Genomic DNA, 25,302 nt, shown 5'->3' on the forward strand with positions numbered 1-25,302 from the left:
CCGAGCTGGGCACGCCCCAAACGGTGGCCGTGGCATAACTACGTCTGGGGTTTGGGGAGACTCAGTCCCAAACCGATTTATGCAACAAGGCCCCTACTACCGCTGCGGCCCGGATTTGTGCAACAAAGCCCATTGAGTTTTATCAGCATTCTTCCAATCTTTGCGATTCACTCCTGATTTCATAGCTATCAGCGCACAGCAGCTAGGCGCTGATAGCTACTTTGGCTTGAAATCTTGAATGACGCCAACGGCAACCGCTTCTCGGCCCCATCGTCAAGCCCGCCGCATCAGGCACGGGATCGGGTAGTGCTGCCACCACCACCCGCACCTACAGCCTGACCGCTGGCACCAATGTGCTGGCCAGCATCACCAGCACTACCAGCCCCGGCAACGCAACCAGCACCAAAACCTACCAGTACGATGTAGCGGGGGACATCGCCCTGACCACAAATGCCCGCATATTGATGGTTTTCCCTGCGTTGGAGCGTCGGTGCAACGGCGCTGTCACCTGTGTTGGGGGTATGGGCGGGCAGCTTCGCTAGGCTGCAGGGCAAACAACCACCATTGCAAGGAGACGACCATGCATCGCCGTACTTTTGCCGCTGTCGCAGCCAGCATTGCCGTTGTGGGCGCTGCGGGTTTTGCCGCGCCCGCCGTGGCGCAGGCAGATTACCCCAACCGACCTGTCGTGCTGATCGTGCCTTATGGGGCGGGTGGTGTGAGCGATGTGGTGGCGCGGGCGCTGGCCCTGTCGATGGGCAAGCAGTTGGGGCAGTCGATCATCATCGAGAACAAGCCGGGTGCCGGGGCGTCGATGGGCGTGATGGACATGAAGAATGCCAAGCCCGATGGTTACCGGCTGACCTTGAGCCCGGTGGGTATCTTTCGCCAGCCGCATATCCAGAAGGTGGCCTACGATCCGATTGCCGATCTGACCTATGTGGCGGCCTATATGTCGTACGACTTTCTGTTGGCCGTGGCGCAGGATTCGCCATTCAAGTCGGTGAAAGACATTGTGGAGCAGTCCAAAAAGCAGCCCGGCTCGGTGGATTACGGCACGCCCGGCAAGTTTTCGGCCAACCATGTGCTGATGGCCTTGCTGGAGAAGAAGGCGGGCGTGCAGTTCACCCATGTGCCGTACAAGGGCGATGCCGAGGCGGTGAATGCCTTGATTGCGGGCCACACCAAGACGGGGGTGTTTGGCAATACGGTGCTGCCGCATATGCAGTCAGGCAAGCTGCGCGCGCTGGCCATTGCGTCGGAAACGCGCCCGCCAGCCTTTGCCAATGTGCCGACTTTCCGTGAGCAGGGCTATGACGTGGTGACGCCGTCGCCATTGGGCATTGCCGGGCCCAAGGGTTTGCCGCCCGAGATTGTGCGCAAGCTCGAAGCCGCCGTGAAATCTGCGATGGACGATCCCGCCTTTCAGCAGGCGGCTGCAAATTACGGTGTGCGGCTGGAGTACCGCAATGCCCAGGATTACAGCGCCTTTGCGAAGAAGGCTTTTGCTGAAGAGGGCGCGATTGTGCAGAGCATCGGGCTGGAATAGAGCCCTGGAATGTTGATCCTATGGTGCGGGATGCATGAAAAACAATAGCATTCAGCGCGCGCTAGATAAGCGCTGAATGCTATTTTGACCTTGAACTCCGCAAGCAGATCACGCAGGCCGATCACACCAGCACATCGTGTATCGATGCGTCCTTGCCAAACTGTGCCTTGGCAAAGGGGCACAGCGGCAGCACCTTGGTGCCGGTCTCGCGCGCCCAGGCTACGAGTGCATCGAGCAGCTGGCGGCCTACGCCTTCACCACGCAGCGATTCGTCCACTTCGGTGTGGTCGATGATGACCATGGCGGCATTGGTGCGGCTGTAGGTCATCTCGGCCATGCGCTGGCCAGATTTGTCGACAAAGAACGCGCCTTTGGCGTCGGCTTCCTGGTGGTGGATGGTGTATTGCATGGTGAGGTTACCCGGTGAGGCATTCAATCAAAAGTTCAATGAATTAGTCAACTGCAAAGACCGCAATGTTGTGCAGGAAGGGCCGTTGCTTACAGCATAGCCAATAAGAGCCGCTAACATAACCCTTGATACGTCGTTGCTTCGTCGGGGGCGCCTAGCCTTGTCGTACTTTTGTACTGTCTGCGGCTTCGCCTAGCGCGGCCCGGCGCCTCGTCTCAACCGCAAATCTACGATTTGCTGGGTTGTGTTAGCGGCTCTAAAAGCAAAAGGCACAGGGGCGGTGCCACTGTGCCTGGGGGTGCAATGCTGTAGATGGGCGCCGCACGGGTGCCTCGGTTTGCCTTGAGGCCGCAGGCCCTGGGCGGGGTCTGTTCACAGCCTGAAGACAGTAAAGGGCTGAAGGAAGAAGCGGCTCCGTCAGCCTTGCTTCTGCAGCATCTTGATGACGCTGGAGAAGTCTTCCCCGCCGTGCCCGGCGATGCTGTGGGCCGCGTACAGCTGGCGGGCCATGCCGCCCAGTGGGGTGCTGGCCTTGACTGTCATGGCGCTTTCCTGGGCCAGGCCCAGGTCCTTGAGCATCAGGTCGGTGCCAAAGCCGCCGGTGTAGCCACGGGTGGCGGCGCTGGTTTCCTGCACACCGGGGCAGGGGTTGTAGACCTCCAGCGCCCAGTTGCCGCCAGAGCTGCGGCGCATGATTTCGGAGAGCACCTTGGGGTCGAGCCCGTTGGCCACGCCCAGGGCAATGGCTTCACTGGTGCCGATCATCAGTATGCCCAGCAGCATGTTGTTGCAGATCTTGGCGGTCTGGCCTGCGCCCACGTCTCCGGCGTGGAAGATGTTCTTGCCCATTTTCTCGAGCAGGGGGCGGGCGCGCTCCAGGTGGGCCGCACTGCCGCCTACCATGAAGGTGAGGGTGCCGGCAATGGCGCCGCCGGTGCCGCCGGAGACGGGCGCATCAATGAAGCCAATGCCGCTGGCTTGGGCCGCCTTGGCCACTTTCTGGCTGGTGGCGGCAGCGATGGTGGAGCTGTCGATGATGAGCGCGCCTTTGGCGATGTGTTGCAGCAGGCCGGGCTGGCTGGCACCGTTCGTGGTGCTACCCAGAAAGAGTCCTTCCACATGCTGGCTGGCGGGCAGCATGGTGACGATGATTTCGGCGCCTTGTGCGGCGTCTTGCGCGCTGGAAGCCGCCGCACCGCCGCCTGCCACCACCTTGGCAACCGCCTCCTGGCTCAGGTCAAATGCCTTGACGCTGTGGCCTGCCTTGGCCAGGTTGATGGCCATGGGCGCGCCCATGTTGCCCAGGCCGATGAATCCGATATTTGCCATGTCTGTCTCCTTGAATATCTGTGTTGATGGTGTTGTCAGCGTGTTATTAAGCTATTAATTTGATAGCTAATGGCGCTCTCCAATCAAGCGCTGTAGGCCAATTTTTTATGAATTACAGGGTTTACGGAGCAACGGCCGCGCCCCGGTCCTGCAGCAGGCTACGCAGGATGCTGCGGTGGCAGCGTGCCTCGTTGTCGCAGTAGCAGCCAATGGCGAAATTGGTCTGGTGCGACAGCGCGGCCAGCAGATCGAGCGTGCGGGCGGCAGGTGCCTCGGCCAGCTGTTTTCTGAATGTTTTGTCGAAACTCTTCCAGAGCTTGTCGGCCTGCGCGGTGTCGCCATGATCGGCGAGGCGGAGCGATTCCTGCGCCACTTGCATGGTTTCGGGCTCGGGCGAGAGTTCGGGGTACCAGACGTCGTAGTAGTTGCGGCTGGCAAACTCTGCCTTGGGCACACCGCGTGGCGGGCGGCGCACGGTGCCAATGCGCAGGCCCTCGCTCTGTGCGCGGGGGCTGCCTAGCTGAACGATACGGATGGGCATGCAGGGCTCCGTTGGTTGATGGTTGGTTGATGAAAGGCTGCGCGGGTTGGCTCACAGGTCGCTGTCAAACACACTGTGGCGTTTACGTGCGGGGGGCGCGGTGCGCTTTTGTTTTTGCGGGTCCGGGTCAGGATCAGCGCTTTCTGCGGCTGCCTTGGGCTTTTTCTTGGGCGTGGCCTTGGCCAGCGGGTTGAAGGCGAGGGCGCCGTCAATCCAGTATTGCCAGGCCTCGCGCGTGGAATAGGCGCTCGGCCCCACCAGAAAGTAGCCTTGCATGCCCCCGCGTGGCGACAGCGGTCGCACGCCTGCCGTCTCTGCCACCTGGGCATGGGTCTGTGGCGGCAGGCGCACCAGCAGTTCGTCGTTTTCCACGCCCAGGCACATCTTGCCGTTCACCATGAACACATGGCAGCCAAACATGGTTTTTTCTTCCACATCGGCGCAGCCGGCAAGCGCATCGCGCACGGTGTCGATGAGCTGCAAGGTTTCGGGGGAGATGGGGCGTGCGGGCATGGGTATCAGTTTCTGGTCGTTCGCCAAAGGGCGTCATTCAGGTCGCTTGGCGCATGCTGCCCAATGAAGGGGTGAGGTTTCTTGATACGCATCATGATCAACGGATGGCCTCGGGCGCATCCCCGTCGAGCATACGCCGTGCAATGATGACCCGCATGATTTCGTTGGTGCCTTCCAGGATCTGGTGCACGCGCGCGTCGCGCATCAGGCGCTCCAGCGGAAAGTCGTTCAGGTAGCCGTAGCCGCCGTGCAGCTGCAGGGCGTCGTTGCAGACGTTGAAGCCCACATCCGTGGCAAAACGCTTGGCCATGGCGCAGTAGGTGGAGGCGTCGCGCGCGCCGGCATCGAGCTTGCTGGCAGCCAGGCGCACCATCTGGCGCGCGGCGACCAGTTCGGTGGCCATGTCGGCCAGTTTGAACTGCAGCGCCTGAAAGCTCGCAATCGGCTTGCCGAACTGTTTGCGCTCCTGCATGTAGCTTTGGGCCTGGGTGAGCGCGCCCTGGGCAGCGCCCACCGAGCAGGTGGCGATGTTGATGCGGCCGCCGTCGAGCCCCTTCATGGCAATCTTGAAGCCTTCGCCCTCGCGGCCGAGCAGGTTGTGGGCCGGAATGCGCACGTTGTCGAAGTTGATGACGCGGGTGGGCTGGCTGTTCCAGCCCATTTTTTCTTCCTTCTTGCCGTAGCTCACGCCTTGGGCCTGGGCGGGCACCGCAAAGGCGCTGATGCCCGATGCGCCCGATTGCGCATCACCCGTGCGCGCCATCAGCACCAGCACATCGGTTGCGCCCGCGCCGCTGATGAAGGCCTTGCTGCCGTTGATGATGTATTCGTTGCCCACCAGCTCGGCCCGGGTTTTGAGCGAGGCGGCGTCTGAGCCCGCGCCGGGCTCGGTCAGGCAGTAGCTGGCGAGCTTTTGGCCGCTGGTGAGCGCCTCGCCCCATTCGGCGCGCACGGCGTCGGTCGCCCAGGTGCCCAGCATCCAGGTGGCCATGTTGTGGATGGTGATGAAGGCGGTGGTCGATGGATCGACGGCGGCCAGCTCTTCAAACACGAGGGTGGCATCGAGCCGGGGCAGGGCAAGGCCGCCCGCGCTTTCGGGCGCGTACAGGCCGCAAAAGCCCAGCTCGCCTGCGCGGCGGATGGCATCGCGGGGAAAGACGGCGTCGCGGTCCCATTCGGCAGCGTGCGGAGCCAGCTCGGTCTGCGCGAACTGGCGCGCGGTGTCGGCAAAGGCGCGCTGGTCTTCTGATAGCTCGAAATCCATGGTCGTGTCTCCTTGTTCTTATCGGTTCACCGTATTCGGGCGGTATGGCATTTGGGCCTCTGACGCTTGGTGGGAAAGCGGTGACTGCTATGGTTTTTGTACTGCGCCCGCTGGCGGGCCTTCGTGCAGCCAGACCATCAGCTCCTTCTTGCGCTTGCTGGTTTCGGCCACCAGGCATTCATGGTAGCGGCGGCTCCAGTCGGGCTTGGCCTCGTGCGCGGCTTCCTGCTTTTTGCAGGTGGCGGCGCGCTGGCGGGTCCAGTCGTTCTGGTCGCGGCGCAGGGCAGGGCGCTCGTGGGCAGAGAGGATGCGCATCACATCGCCATACAGGATGTTGTTGTCGGTATCGGCTTGCTGAAAGGCCTGCACGGCGCAGGCATTGGTCTGCTCCACCGTGCCGCCGGGCACGCAGGCAGCGCCTGCCTGGGCCTCGGCGAGCCCGGTGCTTGCTGCAAAAACAATAGCTGATAGCGCTTGACAGGCGGGCGCAAACCAATGGTTTTTATCTGAACGAGGCGCGGCACTTGCCGTACCGCGCCCTTCAGAGCGGAATGGGGGGATGAAAGCCATGCCGTGCATCATCGCAGCAAAAACGCACTGGAATCGCGCAGAAGGCTGGCCGGGGCCTTGCCATCTGCGTGTTTCCTGGTCCGCCTCGTCCCGGCAGGTTATTTCAGGCTGATCGTGGTGTTGACGCCCTGGCTGGTGGTGCTGTCGTCAAACCAGCGGGCCGTCACCGTCTTGGTCTGGGTGTAGAACATGACGACCTGCTTGCCGTAGGGGCCCAGATCGCCCAGCTTGGAGGCGCGGCTGCCGGTGAACGAGAAGAGCGGCACGGGCACGGGAATCGGCACATTGATGCCAACTTGACCAACGTCAATGTCTTCCTCGAACTTGCGCGCTGCGGCGCCCGATTGCGTGAAGATGGCTGTGCCATTGCCATTGGGGTTGGCGTTGATGAACTCGATGGCCTGGTCGATATTGTCTGCAGCAACGAGGCACAGCACGGGGCCGAAGATTTCCTGCTCGTAGATGCTCATGCCGGGCTTGACGCCCGAGAACACCGTGGGGCCGACAAAATTGCCTTTTTCGTAGCCTGCCACCTGGGGCTTGCGGCCGTCGAGCTCCAGTTTGGCGCCATCGGCCAGGCCGCGCTCGATCAGGCCTTCCACGCGCGAGAGGGCGGCGCAGCTCACCAGCGGGCCGACGTCGGTGCCGGGCTCGGTGCCGCCGCTCACCTTGAGGGTCTTGGATTTTTCCACCAGCTCGGGAATCCACTTCTGTGCATCACCCACCAGCACGGCCACCGACAGCGCCATGCAGCGCTGGCCTGCGGCACCGAAAGCGGCGCCCAGCACGGCGTTGAGGGTCTGCTCCTTGTTCGCGTCAGGCATGACGATGGCGTGGTTCTTGGCGCCCATCATGCACTGCACGCGCTTGCCGGCCAGGCTGGCTCGGTTGTAGACGTGGGTGCCGACCTTGGTGGAGCCGACAAAGCTGATGGCCTTGATGTCCGGGTGGTCGCAGATGGCGTTGACCACGTCCTCGCCGCCATGGATGACGTTGAGGACGCCGGGGGGCACGCCCGCTTCCAGCGCCAGCTCGCACAGGCGCATGGTGACCATCGGATCCTGCTCCGAAGGCTTGAGCACGAAGGTGTTGCCCGTGGCAATTGCCATGGGGAACATCCACAACGGAATCATGGCGGGGAAATTGAAAGGCGTGATGCCTGCGCACACGCCCAGGGGCTGCAGCAGCGAGTAGGTGTCGACACCATTGGCCACGTTGTTGGCCAGCTCGCCCAACTGCAGGTTGCCAATGTTGGCGGCATGCTCCACCACTTCCAGCCCGCGGAAGACATCGCCCTCGGCGTCCGGCAGGGTCTTGCCCTGCTCGGCGGTCAGAATGGCAGCCAGCTCCTTCATGTTTTCGCGGATCAGCTGCTGCAGCTTCAAAAAGATGCGGGCGCGGGTGCCGATGGGCGTCTTGCGCCAGGTTTTGAACGCTTCCTTGGCGTTGGCCACGGCGGCATTCACTTCATCGGGCGTGGCAAAGGGCACGCGCGCCAGCACCTGCTGCGTGGCGGGGTTGACCACATCACGCCATTGGGTGGTTTTGGATTCGACCATCTGGCCGTTGATGAGCAGCTTGACGGTGGGCGCCAGCGTGCCGGTGGATTGCGGTGCGTTCATGTTTGTCTCCTGGGAATCTGGAACATCTTGGGTCGTGACAGCGGTGGATGCAGTCAGGCAGCACACCGTTACCGCACATGGTAGATGTGCGCATTCGCCCAAACAAGAGCGCAGGGTGCACATGGTCTGTGCAGCGCTGCACATGGGCGCAGCATGGGCACGTTGATGGCAAGAGTGGGCCATGGTGCATACTGATCGCTATCAGTCCAAGAAGGAGGCTGCGATGGGTTGGTTTGATTGGATAGGGCGGTTGATGGGTGGCAAGGCCGCTACGGGGGGAGGGCATGCTGCATCGGCAGCGCCTGCGCCTCCTGCCGCAACAAGCGAAGATTGGCAGGCCCTGTGCACCGCCGTGGGTGAGGCACTGGCTCTTGACGATGTTGACGGGCTATGGGACGAAGTTCATCAGGCGCTGACTCAGCCGCAGCAGTACTACAACCGTTTTGCCGATGACCTGCCCAACCGTGGCATTGACGCACCCGAGCATGTCACGCCATGGCTGGCTCTGGTCGACGGGCTGCAGCGCAGGGACCAGAACTTTGAGCTGGACTGGAAGCTGGACATGGGCGACGCCATCTGGGCCTTGCGGGCACTCAAGACCGTGCAGCAGCACGCGGTTCCACTGGAGCCCTTGGCGGGCAGCAAGGCATTGAGCCACGATGCCTTGCTGGAGGCGGGGGACTATCTGCGCACGCGGGGCCTGAGCCTGGTTTCTTTCGATATCGAGAGCGACAGCTATCCGCTGTCTGTGCTGGAAACCAGTGCCGTTGCGCCGCTGCAGGCCCTGGCGAAGCGCGTGGGTAGCAAGGTGGTAGACCTGGCCAATTAGTTGCGCAGCAAAATAACCATGCAGGCCTCTCAGGGCAAACCCCTGCATTATCCTTGCGCACCCTCGCGGCGGGCCCGGAACCTTCCGGGCTGATGCCGCGCAATTTTTCTCGCCAACGCACTGCACCGAGCTTTTCTATGAGCAAACAGGCCCCGGCGGAGCAATCGGGGCACGTGGGTGCCGACGACCTCCAGCGCAATCTCAGCAACCGCCATATCCAACTGATCGCCATTGGCGGCGCCATCGGCACCGGCCTGTTCATGGGCTCCGGCAAGACGATCAGCCTGGCGGGGCCCTCCATCGTGTTTGTGTACGCCATCATCGGCGTGATGCTGTTCTTTGTGATGCGCGCCATGGGCGAGTTGCTGCTGTCGAACCTGCAGTACAAGAGCTTCATCGATTTCTCGGACGATCTGCTGGGCCCCTGGGCGGGCTTTTTCACCGGCTGGACGTACTGGTTCTGCTGGGTGATTACCGGTATTGCCGATGTGATTGCCATTTCTGCCTACGCCCAGTTCTGGTGGCCCGATCTGCCGCAATGGGCACCAGCCATTGCCTGCGTGGCGGTGCTGCTGTCGCTCAACCTGCTCACCGTCAAGCTCTTTGGCGAGGTGGAGTTCTGGTTTGCAATGATCAAGATCGTGGCCATCGTCACCCTGGTGGGCACGGGCCTCTATATGGTGCTGCATGGCTTTACCTCGCCCGCAGGCCGCACGGCGAGCTTTTCCAACCTGTGGAACGACGGCGGCATGTTCCCGCACGGCGCCATGGGCTTCTTCGCGGGCTTCCAGATCGCTGTGTTTGCCTTTGTGGGCATTGAACTGGTGGGCACCACGGCCGCCGAAGCCAAGGACCCGCACCGCACGCTGCCGCGCGCGATCAACTCGATTCCCGTGCGCATCATCGTCTTCTATGTCTGCGCGCTGATCGCCATCATGGCGGTGACGCCCTGGCGCGATGTGGTGCCCAGCAAGAGCCCGTTTGTCGAGCTGTTCGTGCTGGCGGGCCTGCCAGCAGCAGCGAGCGTGATCAACTTTGTGGTGCTCACATCGGCAGCCTCGTCGGCCAACAGCGGCGTCTTCTCCACCAGCCGCATGCTCTACGGCCTGGCGCTCAAGGGCGACGCGCCGCGCGCTTTTGGCATTCTGTCGGCCAGCAGCGTGCCATCGCGCGGGCTGGTGTTCTCCTGCGTCTGCCTGTTGGGCGGCGCCTTCCTGATGTGGGTGGTGCCCAACCTGGTGGAAGCCTTCACCCTGGTGACCACGGTGTCGGCCATTCTCTTCATGTTTGTCTGGTCATTGATTCTGCTGTCCTACATCAGCTACCGCAAGAATCGGCCCGATCTGCACCAGCAGTCGCACTACAGGATGCCCGGCGGCGTGGTCATGTGCTGGCTGTGCCTGGCCTTTTTTGCCGGTATTGTGGTGCTGCTGACCTTGGAAGCAGATACCCGCCAGGCGCTGATTGCAACGCCGCTGTGGTTTGTGCTGCTGGGCGGCGCCTATGCGTGGCTGCGCGCACGCAAGCAATAACTGAATAACTGAATAACTGGTTCGACTGCCCGGAAATCCAACCCGGGCACTGCGGTGTGCAGGCAAGGAAACAACGGGCAGCGTGGCTGCCTGTTTTTTTTTACGTAGCACTTTTGATTACCAGTGGATGCGGGCAAGGCGCATGCAGCTATTGTTTTGATAGTGACTGAATGGACGCCTTTCTCTCTGCAGCTTTGCACAATAATGCTGTGCATCGATTGGTACGGAGGCATACGCATGGATTGGGACCATTTGCGCTACTTTGGCGCGCTGGTGCAGGCAGGCACCCTGGTAGGTGCCGCCAAAGCGCTGGGCGTGGAGCACACCACCGTCGCCCGCCGCATCCAGGCCCTCGAAAAGCAGCTCGGCGCCACCTTGTTCACCCGAGAAGGCAGCGGCTACAAGCTGACCGATGCCGGGCGGCAACTCCAGCCGCGGGCTGAAGCCATGGACCAGATTGCCCGCGGCATTGCGCCCGTGGCTGCAAGCCAGAGCACCGAAACCCCAAGTGGGGTGGTGCGCATCGGCGTGACCGAAGGCTTTGGCACCCAGATCCTCGCCAAACACCTGGCGGTGCTGGCCCAGCGCTATCCGCTGCTCACCATCGACCTGCTGGCCGTGCCGCGCATGCTGCAGCTGTCGCGGCGCGAGGCGGACATCGTCATCTCGCTGGAGCGGCCGATTCGGGACACGGTGGTCACCAGCCGGCTAACCGAGTACCGCCTCTACCTGTATGGACAGCGCGAGTACCTGGCGCGCCATGCGCTGATCACATCGACAGACGATCTGGCTGCGCACCGCTTTGTGCACTATGTCGATGACCAGCTCTTCACCAAGGAGCTGCAGTTTCTGGACACATTGACCTCGCAGCAGCGCTTCAGCTTTCGCAGCACGAGCATTCTTGCGCAGTACACGGCGGTACGCACTGGAGCCGGGCTGGGCGTGCTTCCCGGCTTTCTGGCAGACAAAGACCCGCTCCTGCAGCGCGTGCTGCCCGAGCAGGCGCAGTTCACGCGGACGTTCTGGATGTCCATGCCGCCAGAGCTGCGCCAGGTGCCCGGCATTCAGGTGGTGTGGCGCTTTTTGCAGGCCACCGTGCAGGAGCAGCAGTCGCTGCTGATGTGCTGAGGCAGAGGGGTTGGGGCAGCATTTGCGCCCCAGTAGCAGCGCGTCCGCCGCTGTTCAGCGTTACTGCCGCACCTGGCAGCAATACAAGAATGTTGCGGCGCGTCAATTGCAACCGTGGTTGCGAATGGAAACAAATTTATAAAATGATGAAATAATAGTCAAATTGACAAAATTTCAATCAAAACATATCTCTGGAGCGGAGACCTCGTGTGGTTTGATCTGCAACAATATATGGCAAGGAATATGCAATCCTAGGGTATATACGCATTAGCTGATTCGTAATTGGTTACATTTTTGTGAATTGCTTCCAAAATATTCCGTGCTAAAGTCGCCCGCTATGTCTTCGAAATGGATCTGCACCCTCATCGTGGCCGTGGCGGCAAGTGCCCATGCTGCGCCCGATAGCGACAAAAAGCCATCTGATCTGGATCTGCTGCTTGGCATCGGCCAGAGCAGCCTGGCCAAGCTCGATGATGTGCACCACCAGGTCAAGGACCAGGCCACTGTCCTCATCAGCAACGCGCTCAACCTGATTGGCGTGCCGTACCGCCGTGGCGGCAACAGTGCGGAAACCGGGCTGGACTGCAGCGGCCTTGTCCGTGCCGTATTCGCAGAGAGCTGGGGCAAGATCCTGCCTCGCCGTGCCGAAGAGCAGGCCGCTGCCACCGAGCAGATCGCCAAGGCAGACCTCAAACCCGGTGATCTGGTGTTCTTCAACACCATGCGCCGCGCCTTCAGCCATGTAGGCATCTATATGGGCGATGGCAAGTTCATCCACTCACCCCGCACCGGCAGCACTGTGCGCGTGGAAAGCATGAACATCGCCTACTGGGAAAAGCGCTTTGATGGCGCGCGCCGCGTGGAGTTGAGCGAAGATGCCCGCAGCAAGCTGATGCAGCAGGTGAACCTCGATGGCGCCGATGCGCAGGACATGATCAGCAAGGTCATCACCAAAGCGGGCATGCGCGGCAACTGAATTCTGGATGGCGGGCACGTCGCCCGCTTGTCCCAACAAAAAAGCTTCCGTTTGGGAAGCTTTTTTGTTTTCAACGCAGTGGCGCGCTGACTTCAAGTATTTTCTCGCAGATCATTTGATCCACTGCAGTACTTCGCGGAAGTCTTCGTGCTCGCAACTGCGCAGCCATTCGAAGGCGACCATCTCGGTGGTCACGAGTTCGGCGCCAGCGCCTGCAAGGCGGTCGAACGCGGCATCGCGGTTGCGTTCGGTGCGGCTGCTGCAGGCATCGGTGACGACCCAGACTTCAAACTCATCTTCCAGCAACTCCAGCGCCGTCTGCAGCAGGCAGACATGCGCTTCGCAGCCGGCAATGACGATACTGTTGCGCTCGGGGGCTTGCTGCTGGGGTTTTTGCAGGTGCTTGGGCAGGCTGCGGGCATTGCCGCCTTGCGGCTTGGCTGGCGGGCGCAGCCATTCGTTGAGGCCCTCGGGCACGGCGCTGAAGAACATCTTGGACAGCGTCTTGTTGCACAGTGCGCGCAGTTCCTCGGCATTGGGGCCTAGCTTGCTGGGGTTCTGTTCGGTGCCGAACACGGGTACCTGCAGCTGCCGGGCAATGCGGGCCAGCGTGGTGGCGTTGCGCAGGGCCTGCCCGCCTTCAAAAATGGCGGGCATCAGCTTTTCCTGGTAGTCCACCAGGACGAGTTGGGATTCTTCGAAATCTAGAAGCATAGGAATTGAATGGCCTCAGGTGCCAGCAGGGCAGGCGTCTGGGGCAAAAGACACGGATTAATCACGGGCGTAACCGATGGGCAGGACAATGCCCGCCTCGTGCGCCACCCGCACGCAGTCGCGCAGGTGCTGTTCGCCCAGGTAACGTAGTGTCGCATAGCCCAGCGCCGCCGCGACGGCCTGGCCTGCAATGGGCACATATTTGCTGGCCTGCTGCGCAGTCAGCCGCATGCCCAGCGCCTTGGCGGCACGCATGATGACATCCTTGGTGATGAGCTTGCCGATGAGCACCCCGCCCAGCATGTTGACGGTGTTCTGCACCTTGTCGCGCTTGGCGGGTGAGAGGCGGGCAATCTGGTCGTCGCTGAGGCCGAAGTTCGTGCTGATCTGCGGAATCAGCCGTGAGAGCAGGGCGGCATCCACCGCCATGTCCAGCCCCGGAATCGGCGTTGCGCTGGCAAGCGCCGCCGTCAGGGCCTTGCGGTGCAGCAGCTTGCGCGATTGCTCCACGGCTTCGATCAATGCCGGGTTGCCGGTGTCCATGGCGAGCTGCAGCGCAGATGGGGGGCGAGGCTTGCGGGCGAATTTCATGGCAAGGAGGTGAGGCAGTGCAGGGAAAAAACAAGGCTGCCCGCGCGGCAGGCGCATGGCAGCCTTGTCTGGCGACGGGTGGGCAGGTCTGCGGTCAAGCCTTCTTGCGCACCAGGCCGTAGATGAACAGCAGGATGATGGCGCCCACGATGGAGGCAATCCAGCCCGCCGCCTGGCCTTCCTGGTACCAGCCCATGGCGACACCGGCATAGCTGGCAAGCAGGGAGCCGGCAATGCCCAGGAGGATGGTCATGATCCAGCCCAGCTTGTCATCGCCAGGTTTGAGGGCCCGCGCAAGCAGGCCGACAATCAGGCCGACAAAAATGGTTCCAATGATTGACATGCAAATTCCTCCAAAAAGCCATGTGAAAAGAGATTGAACGACCAGCGCAGACCAACGGCCCAGCGTGTACCGAGCGTAGCGACAGAATGTAGCCTGTTTTGTAGGACACGTTTAAAAACATGCAGCCAATTGCAAACAGCTGCAAACCCGCCGGGAGCCAGGCGCCGCGAGTCATGGTAATCCCGGGGTGGCGGCTTCCGGGGCAAAAAAATGCCCCGCAGGCTGCGGGGCAGGGTTTGCATTCGGCGGCAGCTGCCGTTCCGCGCCAGCTGCCGACCGGTGCGATATCAGGCCATGACCTTGGCTACCGAGGCGCAGACGTAGTCAATGTTCTTGCTGTTGAGTGCAGCCACGCACATGCGGCCGGTGTCGGTGCCGTACACGCCGAATTCGTTGCGCAGGCGCACCATCTGGTCCTTGGACAGGCCGGAGTAGCTGAACATGCCGATCTGCGTGGTGATGAACGACATGTCCTGCTTCACACCGGCCGCCTTGAGGCCGTCCACCAGCTTCTGGCGCATGGCCTTGATGCGCACGCGCATCTCGCCCAGTTCCTTTTCCCACAGCGCACGCAGCTCGGGGTTGTTCAGCACGGCGGCCACCACGGCACCACCGTGGGTGGGTGGGTTGGAGTAGTTGGTGCGGATGACGACCTTGAGCTGGCTCAGCACGCGGGCGGCTTCTTCCTTGTCGGTGCAGACCACCGACAGGGCACCCACGCGCTCGCCGTACAGGCTGAAGCTCTTGGAGAACGAGGTGGACACGAAGATGGTGAGGCCGGCGGCGATGAACTTGTCGATGGCGGCGCCGTCTTCCTTGATGCCGTGGCCAAAGCCCTGGTAGGCCATGTCCAGGAACGGGGTCAGGTTCTTGGCCTTGACGGCGGCGATCACCTGGTCCCACTGAGCGGCAGTGATGTCGTAGCCGGTGGGGTTGTGGCAGCAGGCGTGCAGCACCACGATGGTGCCGGGCGCTGCGGCGTTCAGGTCGGCCAGCATGCCGTCGAAGTTGACCGAGCGGGTGGCGGCATCGTAGTAGCGATAGCTGCCCACTTCAAAGCCAGCATTGGTGAAGATGGCGCGGTGGTTTTCCCAGCTGGGGTCGGAGATCAGCACCTTGGCATTGGGGCTGAGCTTTTTCAGGAAGTCGGCGCCGATCTTCAGGCCGCCGGTGCCGCCTACGGCCTGCACGGTGGCAACGCGGCCGGACTTGACGACTTCGGAATCGGCGCCAAACACCAGGCCCTTGACAGCGCTGTCATAAGCGGCGATACCGTCAATGGGCAGGTAGCCACGCGGCGTGGGCTTGTCCATCATGGCCTTTTCGGCGGCTTGCACGCATTGCAGCAGCGGCAGCTTGCCGTTGTCGTCGAAATACACGCCCACGCCCAGGTTCACCTTGCTCGGGTTGGTGTCAGCTGCGAATTGTTCGTTCAGACCCAGGATAGGGTCGCGGGGGGCCATTTCGACGGAAGAAAAAAGAGACATGAGGAGTCCTAAGAAGGTAGAAATCTGGCGTTTCGCCCCAAGATGCAAGAATCTCGTTTCAAGAAATTGCCGTACGCTCCGGGGTTAACCCCCGTATTCTAGCGATGCCCGCTCGCGCGTGGCATACCCGACCTATGCACGAAGTCACTACCGAGGCAGCCCGCCAGGGCCAGTTTGTTCAATATCCGGGCTCGCCGTTCGAGCTGTTCCAGCCTTACCCGCCTGCAGGCGATCAGCCGGCGGCCATCGATGGCCTGGTGGAGGGCATTGAGGATGGCGAAGCGTTTCAGACCCTGCTGGGCGTGACCGGCTCGGGCAAAACCTTCACCATGGCCAATGTCATTGCCCGCACGGGGCGGCCCGCCATCGTGTTTGCGCCCAACAAGACGCTGGCCGCGCAGCTGTACAGCGAGTTTCGCGAGTTCTTTCCGAAGAACGCGGTGGAATATTTCGTCAGCTACTACGATTACTACCAGCCCGAGGCCTATGTGCCGCAGCGCGATCTTTTCATCGAAAAGGACAGCGCCATCAATGAGCACATCGAGCAGATGCGGCTGTCGGCCACCAAGAGCGTGCTGGAGCGCCGCGACACCATCGTGGTGGCCACCGTCTCCGCCATCTACGGTATCGGCTCGCCCGAGTCGTACACCAAGATGCGCTTCATCCTGCGCGTGGGCGACGAGATCAACCAGCGCGACACGATTGCGCAGCTGGTGCGCATGCAGTACAAGCGCAACGACATGGATTTCTCTCGCGGGTCGTTCCGTGTGCGTGGCGACACCATCGATGTGTTTCCGTCGGAGCACAGCGAACTGGCCGTGCGCATCGAACTGTTCGATGATGAGGTTGAAAGCATCCAGCTGTTTGACCCCCTCACGGGCCGGGTGCGACAAAAGGTGCCGCGCTTTACCATCTACCCCAGCAGCCACTATGTGACACCGCGCGACCAGGTGCTGGCGGCCGTCGAAACCATCAAGGAAGAGCTGGCCGGGCGATTGAAGCAGCTGGTGGGTGAAGGCAAGCTGGTGGAGGCACAGCGCCTGGAGCAGCGCACGCGCTTCGATCTGGAAATGCTGAGCGAGGTGGGGCACTGCAAGGGCATCGAAAACTACTCGCGCCACCTCTCCGGAGCCATGCCGGGCGATCCGCCGCCCACGATGACCGACTACATGCCCAAGGATGCGCTCCTGTTCCTGGACGAGAGCCACCAGATGATCGGCCAGCTCAACGCCATGTACAACGGCGACAAGGCGCGCAAGACCACCTTGGTCGAGTACGGCTTTCGCCTGCCCAGCGCGCTGGACAACCGGCCGCTCAAGTTCGTGGAATTCGAGCAGCGCATGCGCCAGGTGGTGTTTGTATCGGCCACGCCGGCCGACTACGAAAAGCAGCACGCCGGCAAGGTGGTGGAGCAGGTGGTGCGACCCACGGGCCTGGTCGACCCCGAGGTGGAAGTGCGCCCCGCAACCCACCAGGTGGACGATGTGCTTCAGGAGATCCATGCCCGCGTCAAGGTCAATGAGCGGGTGCTGATCACAACCCTGACCAAGCGCATGGCCGAACAGCTGACGGAGTACCTGACGGACAACGGCGTGAAGGTGCGGTACCTGCACTCCGATGTGGACACGGTCGAGCGGGTGGAGATCATCCGCGACCTGCGCCTGGGCGCATTTGACGTGCTGGTCGGCATCAACCTGCTGCGTGAAGGCCTGGATATTCCGGAAGTATCCCTGGTCGCCATCCTGGATGCCGACAAGGAAGGCTTTCTGCGCGCCGAGCGCAGCCTGATCCAGACCATTGGCCGGGCGGCGCGCAATATGCACGGCAAGGCCATCCTGTATGCCGACCGCATCACCGACTCGATGAAGCGGGCGATGGACGAAACCTCGCGCCGCCGGGCCAAGCAGATGGCCTTCAACGAAGCCCATGGCATTGTGCCCAGGAGCATTGTCAAGCAGGTGCGCGACCTGATTGACGGCGTCTACAGCACCAAGGCCAGCGAGGAGTTCGAACGGGCCGAAAAGGTGGCTTTGCAGAAGGCGCAGGTCGAGGAAATGTCCGAACGCGATATTTCCAAGGAAATCAAGCGGCTGGAAAAGGAAATGATGGAAGCCGCCCGCAATCTCGAATTCGAGGCTGCGGCCCGGGCGCGCGACCAATTGACCTTGCTCAAACAAAGGGCTTTTGGTGGGGCCTCTCCAGAGGCAGGGAATACCCGCAGCGCTTAGTGGAAACTGGTTGTGTCAGTAATCTTTGCTTACCCGAGCGAATTTATGGGGCATTGTGCTATACTGACACAAATTACTCAACAACAAGAAAAAAAGCCTTTCGATGAACGGGACCTGCCCTGGCAACAGGGTAGAGCGACGGGCTATGACGAAGCCGATGCGGGTGGCTTGCTTGCTTCGGATGTCTATGGTTATCAAGCCTGACCTCTAAGGAACGATTATGCGTCTCACGACCAAGGGCCGATTTGCTGTTACTGCCATGATTGATCTGGCTTTGCGCCAGAACAATGGTCCAGTTACCCTGGCTGCCATCAGCCAGCGCCAGCAAATCTCGCTGTCTTATCTGGAGCAGCTGTTTGGCAAGCTGCGCCGCCACGAACTGGTGGAATCCACGCGTGGCCCGGGCGGCGGATACACGCTGGCCCGCAAGGCTGCCGAAATCACCGTCGCGGACATCATTGTGTCGGTGGACGAACCCATTGATGCCACCCAGTGCGGTGGCAAGGAAAACTGCATGGGCGAAGCAGGTCGTTGCATGACGCACGAGCTGTGGGCTTCGCTGAACCAGCGCATGGTGGAGTTTCTTGATTCCGTCACGCTGCAAAAGCTGGTGGACGATCAGCTCGCCAAGGGCATTCAGATCGAAGACAAGCCCGTGGTGCGCCGCGCCATTTCGACCACGCCGGTGGTCAAGCCTATCCGCGTGACCGCGCCGAACTCGGTGTTTGCACTCGGCAACGTAGGCAATGCATTTGCCAAATCCTAAGGTTTGATGCGGCGCCTGGCGCCGCAGCCCGGGGCATGCGGAGCGCCGGGCAGGGTGGGTGCGCCTGTACGTGGCATCTGCCTGTGCTGTTAGCACAACGTGTTTTGTGATTTTGCGTGTGCCTCGCCCGCACATGCCTGAGAAGCCAGATATGGACATGACCCCACATTTCCCCATTTACCTCGACTACGGCGCCACCACGCCGGTGGACCCCCGTGTGGTCGAAGCCATGATTCCCTGGCTGTCGGAGAATTTCGGCAACCCGGCCTCGCGCAGCCATGCCTGGGGCTGGACTGCGGAAGAGGCGGTGGAGAAGGCGCGCAAGCAAGTGGCCGATCTGATCCACGCCGATCCGCGTGAAATCATCTGGACCAGCGGCGCCACCGAGTCGGACAATCTGGCCATCAAGGGGGCCGCCCAGTTCTACAAGGGCAAGGGCAAGCACTTGATCACAGTCAAGACCGAGCACAAGGCCGTGCTGGACACCATGCGCGCCCTGGAGCGTGAGGGTTTTGAAGTCACGTATCTGGACGTGCTGGAAAACGGTCTGGTCGATCTGGACGTCTTCAAGGCCGCGATCCGCCCCGACACCATTCTGGTGAGCGTCATGTTCGTCAACAACGAAACCGGCGTGATCCAGGACATCGAGACGATTGGCGACATCTGCCGCGAAAAGGGCATCATCTTCCACGTGGATGCAGCGCAGGCCACGGGCAAGGTGGAAATCGATGTCACCAAGCTCAAGATCGATCTGATGAGCCTGGCTTCGCACAAGACCTATGGCCCCAAGGGCATCGGTGCGCTGTACGTGCGCCGCAAGCCACGCGTGCGCCTCGAAGCGCAGATCCACGGTGGCGGCCATGAGCGCGGCATGCGTTCGGGCACCCTGGCTACGCACCAGATCGTGGGCATGGGCGAGGCCTATCGCCTGGCACAGGAAGAAATGGCCAAGGACTACGCCCACGCCAAGGCACTGCAGCAACGCATGATCGATGGCTTGAAGGACATCGAGCAGGTCTTCATCAACGGCGACCTGGAACACCGCGTTCCGCACAACCTGAACATCAGCTTCAACTACGTGGAAGGTGAATCGCTGATCATGGGCATCAAGGGTCTGGCGGTGTCGTCCGGCTCGGCCTGCACCTCGGCCAGCCTGGAGCCCAGCTATGTGCTGCGCGCCCTGGGCCGCAGCGACGAGCTGGCCCACAGCAGCCTGCGCATGACCTTCGGCCGTTTCACGACCGAGGCCGACATCGATTACGCCGTGCAGTCGATCCGCGAAAACGTCGCCAAGCTGCGCGAGCTGAGCCCCCTGTGGGAAATGTACAAGGACGGTGTCGATCTGAGCACCATCCAGTGGGCTGCTCACTGAGCCCCTGCACCACGAAGCAACAGTAAAGAGGTATCCAAAATGGCATATTCCGACAAGGTCATCGACCACTACGAAAATCCCCGCAATGTGGGCTCTTTCGACAAGGGTGACGAATCCGTTGGTACCGGCATGGTGGGCGCGCCCGCTTGCGGCGACGTGATGAAGCTGCAGATCAAGGTCAATGCCGAAACCGGCGTGATCGAAGACGCACGCTTCAAGACCTACGGCTGTGGCTCGGCCATCGCCTCGTCGTCGCTGGTGACCGAATGGGTCAAGGGCAAGACGCTGGACGAAGCCGCCGCGCTCAAGAACGCGCAGATCGCTGAAGAGCTGGCATTGCCCCCGGTCAAGATCCACTGCTCCATCCTGGCAGAAGATGCGATCAAGGCTGCCGTGAGCGATTACAAGGCCAAGCACACCGCCAAGGTGGAGGCATAAGCACCAATGGCTGTCACGCTTTCTGAATCGGCTGCGCGCCACATCACCCGCTACCTGTCGCGCCGCGGCAAGGGCGTGGGTGTGCGCCTGGGCGTCAAGACCACCGGCTGCTCGGGCCTGGCCTACAAGCTGGAGTACGTGGACGAGGCCGCGCCTGAAGACGTGGTGTTCGAGGAACACGGCGTCAAGATACTGGTCGACCCCAAGAGCATGGCCTATATCGATGGCACCGAGCTGGATTTTGTGCGCGAAGGCCTGAATGAAGGCTTCAAGTTCCACAACCCCAACGAGCGTGACCGTTGCGGCTGCGGCGAGAGCTTTCGCGTGTAAGCTATTGAAAACAGAGCTGTCGGCGCTCGTGATATGGGGTTTCAAGCTGAAATATGCTGAAGTTTCGTACAGAAGGCCGCAGACAGCTCTTTTTTGATCACCGGCAACTTATGACCGCCTTCGCACACCGCCAGGCGGTTTTTTAACGCCATGCCGAGCGAGGACAATGGCGATTTTGTTGGCGAAAAGGCCGCCGTGTGTGGCGAGCGAGCCGAGGCGACTTGAAGAACGATGAACCTGCAATCCAATGATTTTGAGCTGTTCGGCGTGGCCGAGCAGTTTGCGCAAGACGCAGGCCAACTGGCCGAGCGCTGGAAGCTGCTGCAGAAAGAGGCGCACCCCGACCGGTTTGCGGCCCAGGGTGCGGCGGCGCAGCGCGTGGCCATGCAATGGTCGATGCGCATCAACGAGGCCTACCAGCGCCTCAAGGACCCGCTCAAGCGCGCCGCCTACCTGTGCGAGCTGCATGGCGCGCCCATTCGTGCCGAAGACAACACAGCCATGCCCGCAGCGTTCCTGATGCAGCAGATGGAGTGGCGCGAGGCCCTCGAAGACGCGCAGAGCGCAGCCGCAGTTGACGCGTTGGAGGACGAAGTGCAGGCTTCGCGCCGAACCATGCTCGCGCGCTGCGAGCAACTGCTTGATACCGAGCGCAACTACGCGGAAGCCGCCCAGCAGGTGAGAGCCCTCATGTTTGTTGCGCGATTTAGCGCAGATATCGACCGCCGCCGCGAGCAACTGGGACAATAAGCCCTGTACCGCGACTTGCGGGATCCAGCCGCAGGCACTGCCTGCGGCACTGGGGCGCTGCTTGGCAGTGGTTTGCATGAAGCAGATCGCCAGCGCCCATCCTGCAAGCGATAGAACTCATAAAAGAATAGCATCCATGGCATTGCTCCAAATTTCCGAACCCGGCCAGTCTCCCGATCCGCACCAACGTCGCATCGCTGTGGGCATTGACCTGGGCACCACGCATTCGCTGGTGGCCGCCGTGCGCAACGGCGTAGCCGAATGCCTGCCTGATGACGATGGCCGCGTGTTGCTGCCGTCCGTCGTGCACTACCATGCGGGCGGCAAGCGCGACATCGGCTACGCGGCGCTCACCACGCCGGGGCTGGACGCTGCCAACACCATTGCATCTGCCAAGCGGCTGATGGGCCGCACCCTGACCGATGTGCAGCACCCCGAGCAACTGCCGTACCAGCTGGTGCAGCCCGAAGATGCTGGCATGGTAGCCATCGAGACCGTGGCGGGCCGCAAGTCTCCGGTGGAGATCAGTGCCGAGATCCTGGCTACCTTGCGTTACCGCGCAGAAGACACGTTCGACAACGACCTGTATGGCGCCGTCATCACTGTGCCCGCGTATTTTGACGATGCGCAGCGCCAGGCCACCAAGGATGCGGCGCAACTGGCCGGCATCAAGCTGCTGCGCCTCATCAATGAACCTACGGCCGCTGCCATTGCCTATGGGCTCGACAACGCCGCAGAAGGCATCTACGCCGTCTATGACCTGGGCGGCGGCACGTTCGACATCTCCATCCTGCGCCTGGCACGCGGCGTGTTCGAGGTGATTGCCACCGGCGGTGATTCGGCGCTGGGCGGTGATGACTACGATGCAGCACTGGCCCAATGGGCGCTGGCCAAGACCGGCGCCGTGGCGCAGAGTGCGCAGGACAAGGCCGTGCTGCGCCTGGCCGCCAAGGCGGCGAAGGAAGGATTGACCGCTTCTGAATCGATAGCATTCAGCGCACAGCTGGCGGGCGCCAACATTCATTTTGATCTAAACCGCGCAGATTTTGACGCAGCCACCCGGCATTTGACCGACCGCACACTCACCGCCGTACGCCGCGCGCTGCGCGATGCGCAACTGGACAAGGACGAGGTGCAGGGCGTCGTCATGGTGGGCGGCTCCACCCGCATGCCGCAGGTGCGGCAGGCCGTGGCCGGTTATTTTGGCCGCGAACCATTGACCAACCTCAACCCGGACGAAGTCGTGGCCCTGGGTGCATCCATCCAGGCCAACCAGTTGGCGGGCAACGACACCAATGGCGACCTGCTGCTGCTGGACGTGATTCCGCTGTCGCTGGGCATCGAAACCATGGGAGGCCTCGTCGAGCGCATCGTCAGCCGCAACGAAACCATTCCGACCGCGCGCGCGCAGGATTTCACCACCTACAAGGACGGCCAGACTGCATTGGCAATCCATGTGGTGCAGGGCGAGCGTGATCTGGTGGCCGATTGTCGCAGCCTGGCGCGCTTCGAGCTGCGCGGCATCCCTCCAATGGCTGCGGGCGCCGCGCGCATTCGCGTTACCTTCACCATCGATGCGGATGGCCTGCTCTCGGTGAGCGCGCAGGAGCAGATGAGTGGCGTGCAGGCGCAGATCGACGTCAAGCCGTCGTACGGTCTGTCGGACGACCAGATCGCCCGCATGCTGCAGGACAGCTTCAGTACCGCGCAAGCCGACATGCAGGCGCGTGCGCTGGTGGAGGCGCGCGTGGACGGCGACCGCCTGCTGATTGCCACGCAAAGCGCGCTGGATGCCGACGGCGACGTGCTGAGCGACGCCGAGCGCGAGCAGATCGACGCGCTGATGAACGCACTGCGCGCCACCTTGACGGGCGACAACGCTGCCGCTATCGAGGCTGCCAGCGAAGCCCTGGGCAAGGGCACCGAAACCTTTGCCGCAGAGCGCATGAACCGCGGCATCCGCCAGGCGCTTGCCGGCAAGAACGTGCAATCCATCTAAAAAATACGAGAAAACGACCCCATGCCAGTTATCAAGATCCTCCCGCACGCCGAATACTGCCCCAATGGCGCTGAAATCAAGGCGCCTACCGGCACATCGGTCTGTGAAGCCCTGCTGGAAAACGGCATCAATATCGAACATGCCTGCGACATGAGCCGCGCCTGCACCACCTGCCACGTCATCGTGCGCAAGGGTTTCGATTCGATGGAGCCTTCGGAAGAGGAAGAGGACGACCTGCTGGACAAGGCCTGGGGCCTGGAGCCGCAGTCGCGCCTCTCGTGCCAGGCCATCGTGGCGCGTGAGGACCTGACGGTAGAGATCCCCAAGTACTCGATCAACCACGCCAAAGAAAACCACTGAGCGCATGCACCTGCAGAACGCTGTCGTACCACACGAAGCCCTCGCGCAGATGCGAATGGCCAATGGGGTAGGGCGCAGCGGCTGAGGTAGCATGCACGGGCACATGATTGAGAGGATGTAGGGATGGCTCGCCAAATTGTTCTGGATACGGAAACCACCGGCCTGTCGGCCGCCGAAGGCGATCGCGTGATCGAATTGGGCTGCGTGGAACTGGTAGACCGCAAGCTCAGCGGCAACAACCTGCACCTGTACTTCAACCCCGACCGTGAAAGCCACGAAGACGCGCTGCGCGTGCACGGCATCACGACGGCGTTTCTAGCCGACAAACCGCGTTTTCATGAAATGGCGGTGCAGATCCAGGAATACCTGCAGGGTGCCGAGTTGATCATCCACAACGCGCCGTTCGACATGGGCTTTCTGAACAAGGAGTTCGAGCGCGTGGGCATGCCAAGCCTGACCAGCATGGTCAGCGGCGTGATCGACAGCCTGGTGATGGCCAAGGAACTGTTCCCCGGCAAGCGCAACTCGCTCGACGCCCTGTGCGATCGCCTCGAAGTGGACAACTCTGGCCGTGACCTGCACGGCGCCTTGCTGGATGCGGAACTGCTGGCCGACGTCTACATCAACATGACGCGCGGGCAGGAACAGCTGCTGTCCATGGATGCGGCGCCTGGCGCGCACGGTTCATCTGCTGGCAAGGCCGGAATTGTGGTGCAGCGCCAGGATCTGAGCCACTTCGACCTGCCGGTGATTGTGCCGTCGGACGCTGAACTGGCAGCGCACGAAGAGGTGCTTGCGCAGATCGACAAATCGAGCGGCGACAAAACAATTTGGCGAAAAATGGCCTGATTTATCTGGCATGCAACGAATTGCTGCCATAATAGCGGTCTTGACGGAAACGTCATGCGGGGTGATTAGCTCAGCGGTAGAGCACTGCCTTCACACGGCAGGGGTCACATGTTCGATCCATGTATCACCCACCAGTTTTTCGGAAAGATGTCTGCAAAGGCGGCTTTCTTCGGGTGATTAGCTCAGCGGTAGAGCACTGCCTTCACACGGCAGGGGTCACATGTTCGATCCATGTATCACCCACCAGTTTTTCGGAAAGATGCCCGCAAAGGCGGCTTTCTTCGGGTGATTAGCTCAGCGGTAGAGCACTGCCTTCACACGGCAGGGGTCACATGTTCGATCCATGTATCACCCACCAATTTATAGTATAGAAATCAAGGGCTTGGTGAAATTCACCAAGCCCTTTTTCTTTGATCGATGAGCCGGAAATGTGGGCTTTCAGCGGTTTGCATCGGTCTGCGCGGCCATGCGGACTCGTCGTGTTGGCTCTGCGCGTTTTCTGCATATATTGCTTAGCGAAGCTCCTGTGACAGGAAGAGCATGAGCGCGCCGTTCATGTTCGTCGCTAGAGACCCATTGGTGGATACGCAGAGAGCGAAGCCTCCAGCAATGACAGCTGCGACGGCTTGGCAATCGTGCGTGCAACCGAAGCCGTTACCTCCGGCGTTCGCCTTGCCGATCTGGGCCAGCGCCATGCCATCAACGAGGACACGCCTGCCGGCTTTGTTGCACAAATCCGGGCCGCAGCGGTAGTAGGCTCGGATGATGAGTGAGACGAACTGGGGTCGGCGCAAGTACCGCACCACAAACTGG

Annotated in this window: 27 protein-coding genes and 3 tRNA genes; 18 read left to right on the plus strand and 12 right to left on the minus strand. The window is 61.5% G+C overall.

Annotated features, from left to right (window positions below; all coding sequences use genetic code 11):
• Positions 1-580 precede the first annotated feature (580 nt).
• Entirely contained in the window at positions 581-1,549 is a 969-nt protein-coding gene (locus ABIE32_RS20585; protein ID WP_224152407.1) for a tripartite tricarboxylate transporter substrate binding protein, read from the plus strand.
• Positions 1,550-1,670: 121 nt separating this feature from the next.
• On the opposite strand, the gene ABIE32_RS20590 is transcribed toward ABIE32_RS20585, so the two are convergent.
• The 7 genes from ABIE32_RS20590 to ABIE32_RS20620 form a co-directional block, all read right to left on the minus strand.
• Complete coding sequence (locus ABIE32_RS20590; protein WP_224152408.1) at positions 1,671-1,958, minus strand: GNAT family N-acetyltransferase; 288 nt, start codon at positions 1,956-1,958, stop codon at positions 1,671-1,673.
• A gap of 417 nt (positions 1,959-2,375) precedes the next feature.
• Complete coding sequence (gene mmsB, locus ABIE32_RS20595; RefSeq protein WP_429019017.1) at positions 2,376-3,305, minus strand: 3-hydroxyisobutyrate dehydrogenase; 930 nt, start codon at positions 3,303-3,305, stop codon at positions 2,376-2,378.
• 103 nt (positions 3,306-3,408) lie between these two features.
• Complete coding sequence (locus ABIE32_RS20600; RefSeq protein WP_429018982.1) at positions 3,409-3,828, minus strand: DUF488 domain-containing protein; 420 nt, start codon at positions 3,826-3,828, stop codon at positions 3,409-3,411.
• Positions 3,829-3,879: 51 nt separating this feature from the next.
• Positions 3,880-4,341, minus strand: coding sequence for a TfoX/Sxy family protein (locus ABIE32_RS20605; protein ID WP_429018984.1), 462 nt, complete (start codon positions 4,339-4,341; stop codon positions 3,880-3,882).
• Positions 4,342-4,438: 97 nt separating this feature from the next.
• On the minus strand, positions 4,439-5,605 hold the full coding sequence (locus ABIE32_RS20610; RefSeq protein ID WP_224152411.1) for an acyl-CoA dehydrogenase family protein: 1,167 nt from the start codon (positions 5,603-5,605) through the stop codon (positions 4,439-4,441).
• 87 nt (positions 5,606-5,692) lie between these two features.
• On the minus strand, positions 5,693-6,175 hold the full coding sequence (locus ABIE32_RS20615; RefSeq protein WP_429018985.1) for a lysozyme inhibitor LprI family protein: 483 nt from the start codon (positions 6,173-6,175) through the stop codon (positions 5,693-5,695).
• A gap of 98 nt (positions 6,176-6,273) precedes the next feature.
• Positions 6,274-7,797 carry a CoA-acylating methylmalonate-semialdehyde dehydrogenase gene (locus tag ABIE32_RS20620; protein ID WP_377779569.1) on the minus strand — a complete coding sequence of 508 codons (1,524 nt, stop codon included), beginning with the start codon at positions 7,795-7,797 and terminating at the stop codon, positions 6,274-6,276.
• Between the two features lie 181 nt (positions 7,798-7,978).
• Between ABIE32_RS20620 and ABIE32_RS20625 the strand changes: the two genes are divergently transcribed.
• From ABIE32_RS20625 to ABIE32_RS20640, 4 genes are all read left to right on the plus strand, one after another.
• Entirely contained in the window at positions 7,979-8,626 is a 648-nt protein-coding gene (locus ABIE32_RS20625; RefSeq protein WP_429018987.1) for a DUF6630 family protein, read from the plus strand.
• Positions 8,627-8,763: 137 nt separating this feature from the next.
• On the plus strand, positions 8,764-10,158 hold the full coding sequence (cycA, locus tag ABIE32_RS20630; RefSeq protein WP_429018990.1) for a D-serine/D-alanine/glycine transporter: 1,395 nt from the start codon (positions 8,764-8,766) through the stop codon (positions 10,156-10,158).
• A 237-nt stretch (positions 10,159-10,395) separates the two neighbouring features.
• Positions 10,396-11,286: a LysR family transcriptional regulator gene (locus ABIE32_RS20635; protein ID WP_377779572.1), complete on the plus strand. Its 891-nt coding sequence runs from the start codon at positions 10,396-10,398 to the stop codon at positions 11,284-11,286.
• Between the two features lie 337 nt (positions 11,287-11,623).
• Positions 11,624-12,262 (plus strand): C40 family peptidase, encoded by a 639-nt coding sequence (locus ABIE32_RS20640; protein ID WP_224152417.1) that lies wholly within the window; start codon positions 11,624-11,626, stop codon positions 12,260-12,262.
• Between the two features lie 111 nt (positions 12,263-12,373).
• On the opposite strand, the gene ABIE32_RS20645 is transcribed toward ABIE32_RS20640, so the two are convergent.
• The 4 genes from ABIE32_RS20645 to ABIE32_RS20660 all read right to left on the minus strand — a co-directional run bounded on the left by ABIE32_RS20645 (position 12,374) and on the right by ABIE32_RS20660 (position 15,397).
• Positions 12,374-12,976, minus strand: coding sequence for an isochorismatase family protein (locus ABIE32_RS20645; RefSeq protein WP_377779573.1), 603 nt, complete (start codon positions 12,974-12,976; stop codon positions 12,374-12,376).
• A gap of 57 nt (positions 12,977-13,033) precedes the next feature.
• Entirely contained in the window at positions 13,034-13,567 is a 534-nt protein-coding gene (locus ABIE32_RS20650; protein ID WP_377779574.1) for a hypothetical protein, read from the minus strand.
• A gap of 94 nt (positions 13,568-13,661) precedes the next feature.
• Positions 13,662-13,910: a GlsB/YeaQ/YmgE family stress response membrane protein gene (locus ABIE32_RS20655; protein WP_224152420.1), complete on the minus strand. Its 249-nt coding sequence runs from the start codon at positions 13,908-13,910 to the stop codon at positions 13,662-13,664.
• 287 nt (positions 13,911-14,197) lie between these two features.
• Entirely contained in the window at positions 14,198-15,397 is a 1,200-nt protein-coding gene (locus ABIE32_RS20660; RefSeq protein WP_395028279.1) for an amino acid aminotransferase, read from the minus strand.
• 134 nt (positions 15,398-15,531) lie between these two features.
• Here ABIE32_RS20660 and uvrB point away from each other — a divergent pair, with 134 nt between their 5' ends.
• From uvrB to ABIE32_RS20725, 13 genes are all read left to right on the plus strand, one after another.
• Positions 15,532-17,625 carry an excinuclease ABC subunit UvrB gene (gene uvrB / locus ABIE32_RS20665; RefSeq protein ID WP_429018997.1) on the plus strand — a complete coding sequence of 698 codons (2,094 nt, stop codon included), beginning with the start codon at positions 15,532-15,534 and terminating at the stop codon, positions 17,623-17,625.
• A gap of 12 nt (positions 17,626-17,637) precedes the next feature.
• The gene (locus tag ABIE32_RS20670) at positions 17,638-17,829 is read left to right on the plus strand and encodes a hypothetical protein (RefSeq protein WP_429018999.1); all 192 of its coding nucleotides are present in this window, start codon (positions 17,638-17,640) and stop codon (positions 17,827-17,829) included.
• Positions 17,830-17,845: 16 nt separating this feature from the next.
• A complete protein-coding gene (iscR, locus tag ABIE32_RS20675) occupies positions 17,846-18,391 on the plus strand; it encodes a Fe-S cluster assembly transcriptional regulator IscR (protein ID WP_184711518.1) in 546 nt (181 codons plus the stop codon).
• A gap of 151 nt (positions 18,392-18,542) precedes the next feature.
• Positions 18,543-19,763, plus strand: coding sequence for an IscS subfamily cysteine desulfurase (locus ABIE32_RS20680; protein ID WP_429019001.1), 1,221 nt, complete (start codon positions 18,543-18,545; stop codon positions 19,761-19,763).
• A gap of 39 nt (positions 19,764-19,802) precedes the next feature.
• Positions 19,803-20,201 (plus strand): Fe-S cluster assembly scaffold IscU, encoded by a 399-nt coding sequence (iscU, locus tag ABIE32_RS20685; RefSeq protein ID WP_224152424.1) that lies wholly within the window; start codon positions 19,803-19,805, stop codon positions 20,199-20,201.
• Positions 20,202-20,207: 6 nt separating this feature from the next.
• The gene (gene iscA / locus ABIE32_RS20690; RefSeq protein ID WP_224152425.1) at positions 20,208-20,531 is read left to right on the plus strand and encodes an iron-sulfur cluster assembly protein IscA; all 324 of its coding nucleotides are present in this window, start codon (positions 20,208-20,210) and stop codon (positions 20,529-20,531) included.
• Positions 20,532-20,762: 231 nt separating this feature from the next.
• Positions 20,763-21,281 (plus strand): Fe-S protein assembly co-chaperone HscB, encoded by a 519-nt coding sequence (gene hscB, locus ABIE32_RS20695; RefSeq protein WP_429019005.1) that lies wholly within the window; start codon positions 20,763-20,765, stop codon positions 21,279-21,281.
• 136 nt (positions 21,282-21,417) lie between these two features.
• A complete protein-coding gene (gene hscA, locus ABIE32_RS20700; protein WP_429019008.1) occupies positions 21,418-23,280 on the plus strand; it encodes a Fe-S protein assembly chaperone HscA in 1,863 nt (620 codons plus the stop codon).
• A gap of 21 nt (positions 23,281-23,301) precedes the next feature.
• The gene (gene fdx / locus ABIE32_RS20705; RefSeq protein WP_224152428.1) at positions 23,302-23,640 is read left to right on the plus strand and encodes an ISC system 2Fe-2S type ferredoxin; all 339 of its coding nucleotides are present in this window, start codon (positions 23,302-23,304) and stop codon (positions 23,638-23,640) included.
• A gap of 123 nt (positions 23,641-23,763) precedes the next feature.
• On the plus strand, positions 23,764-24,489 hold the full coding sequence (gene dnaQ, locus ABIE32_RS20710; RefSeq protein WP_429019011.1) for a DNA polymerase III subunit epsilon: 726 nt from the start codon (positions 23,764-23,766) through the stop codon (positions 24,487-24,489).
• 59 nt (positions 24,490-24,548) lie between these two features.
• Positions 24,549-24,623: transfer RNA gene (locus ABIE32_RS20715), tRNA-Val, on the plus strand.
• Between the two features lie 37 nt (positions 24,624-24,660).
• Positions 24,661-24,735 (plus strand) — tRNA-Val (locus tag ABIE32_RS20720).
• A 37-nt stretch (positions 24,736-24,772) separates the two neighbouring features.
• A tRNA-Val gene (locus ABIE32_RS20725) sits at positions 24,773-24,847 on the plus strand.
• A 154-nt stretch (positions 24,848-25,001) separates the two neighbouring features.
• Here the strand turns inward: ABIE32_RS20725 and ABIE32_RS20730 are convergent.
• On the minus strand, positions 25,002-25,302 hold a 301-nt coding region (locus ABIE32_RS20730), incomplete at its 5' end, for a hypothetical protein (protein ID WP_429019014.1).

It is taken from the genome of Comamonas sp. 4034 (assembly GCF_050434545.1).
Classification (GTDB): domain Bacteria; phylum Pseudomonadota; class Gammaproteobacteria; order Burkholderiales; family Burkholderiaceae_C; genus Comamonas; species Comamonas odontotermitis.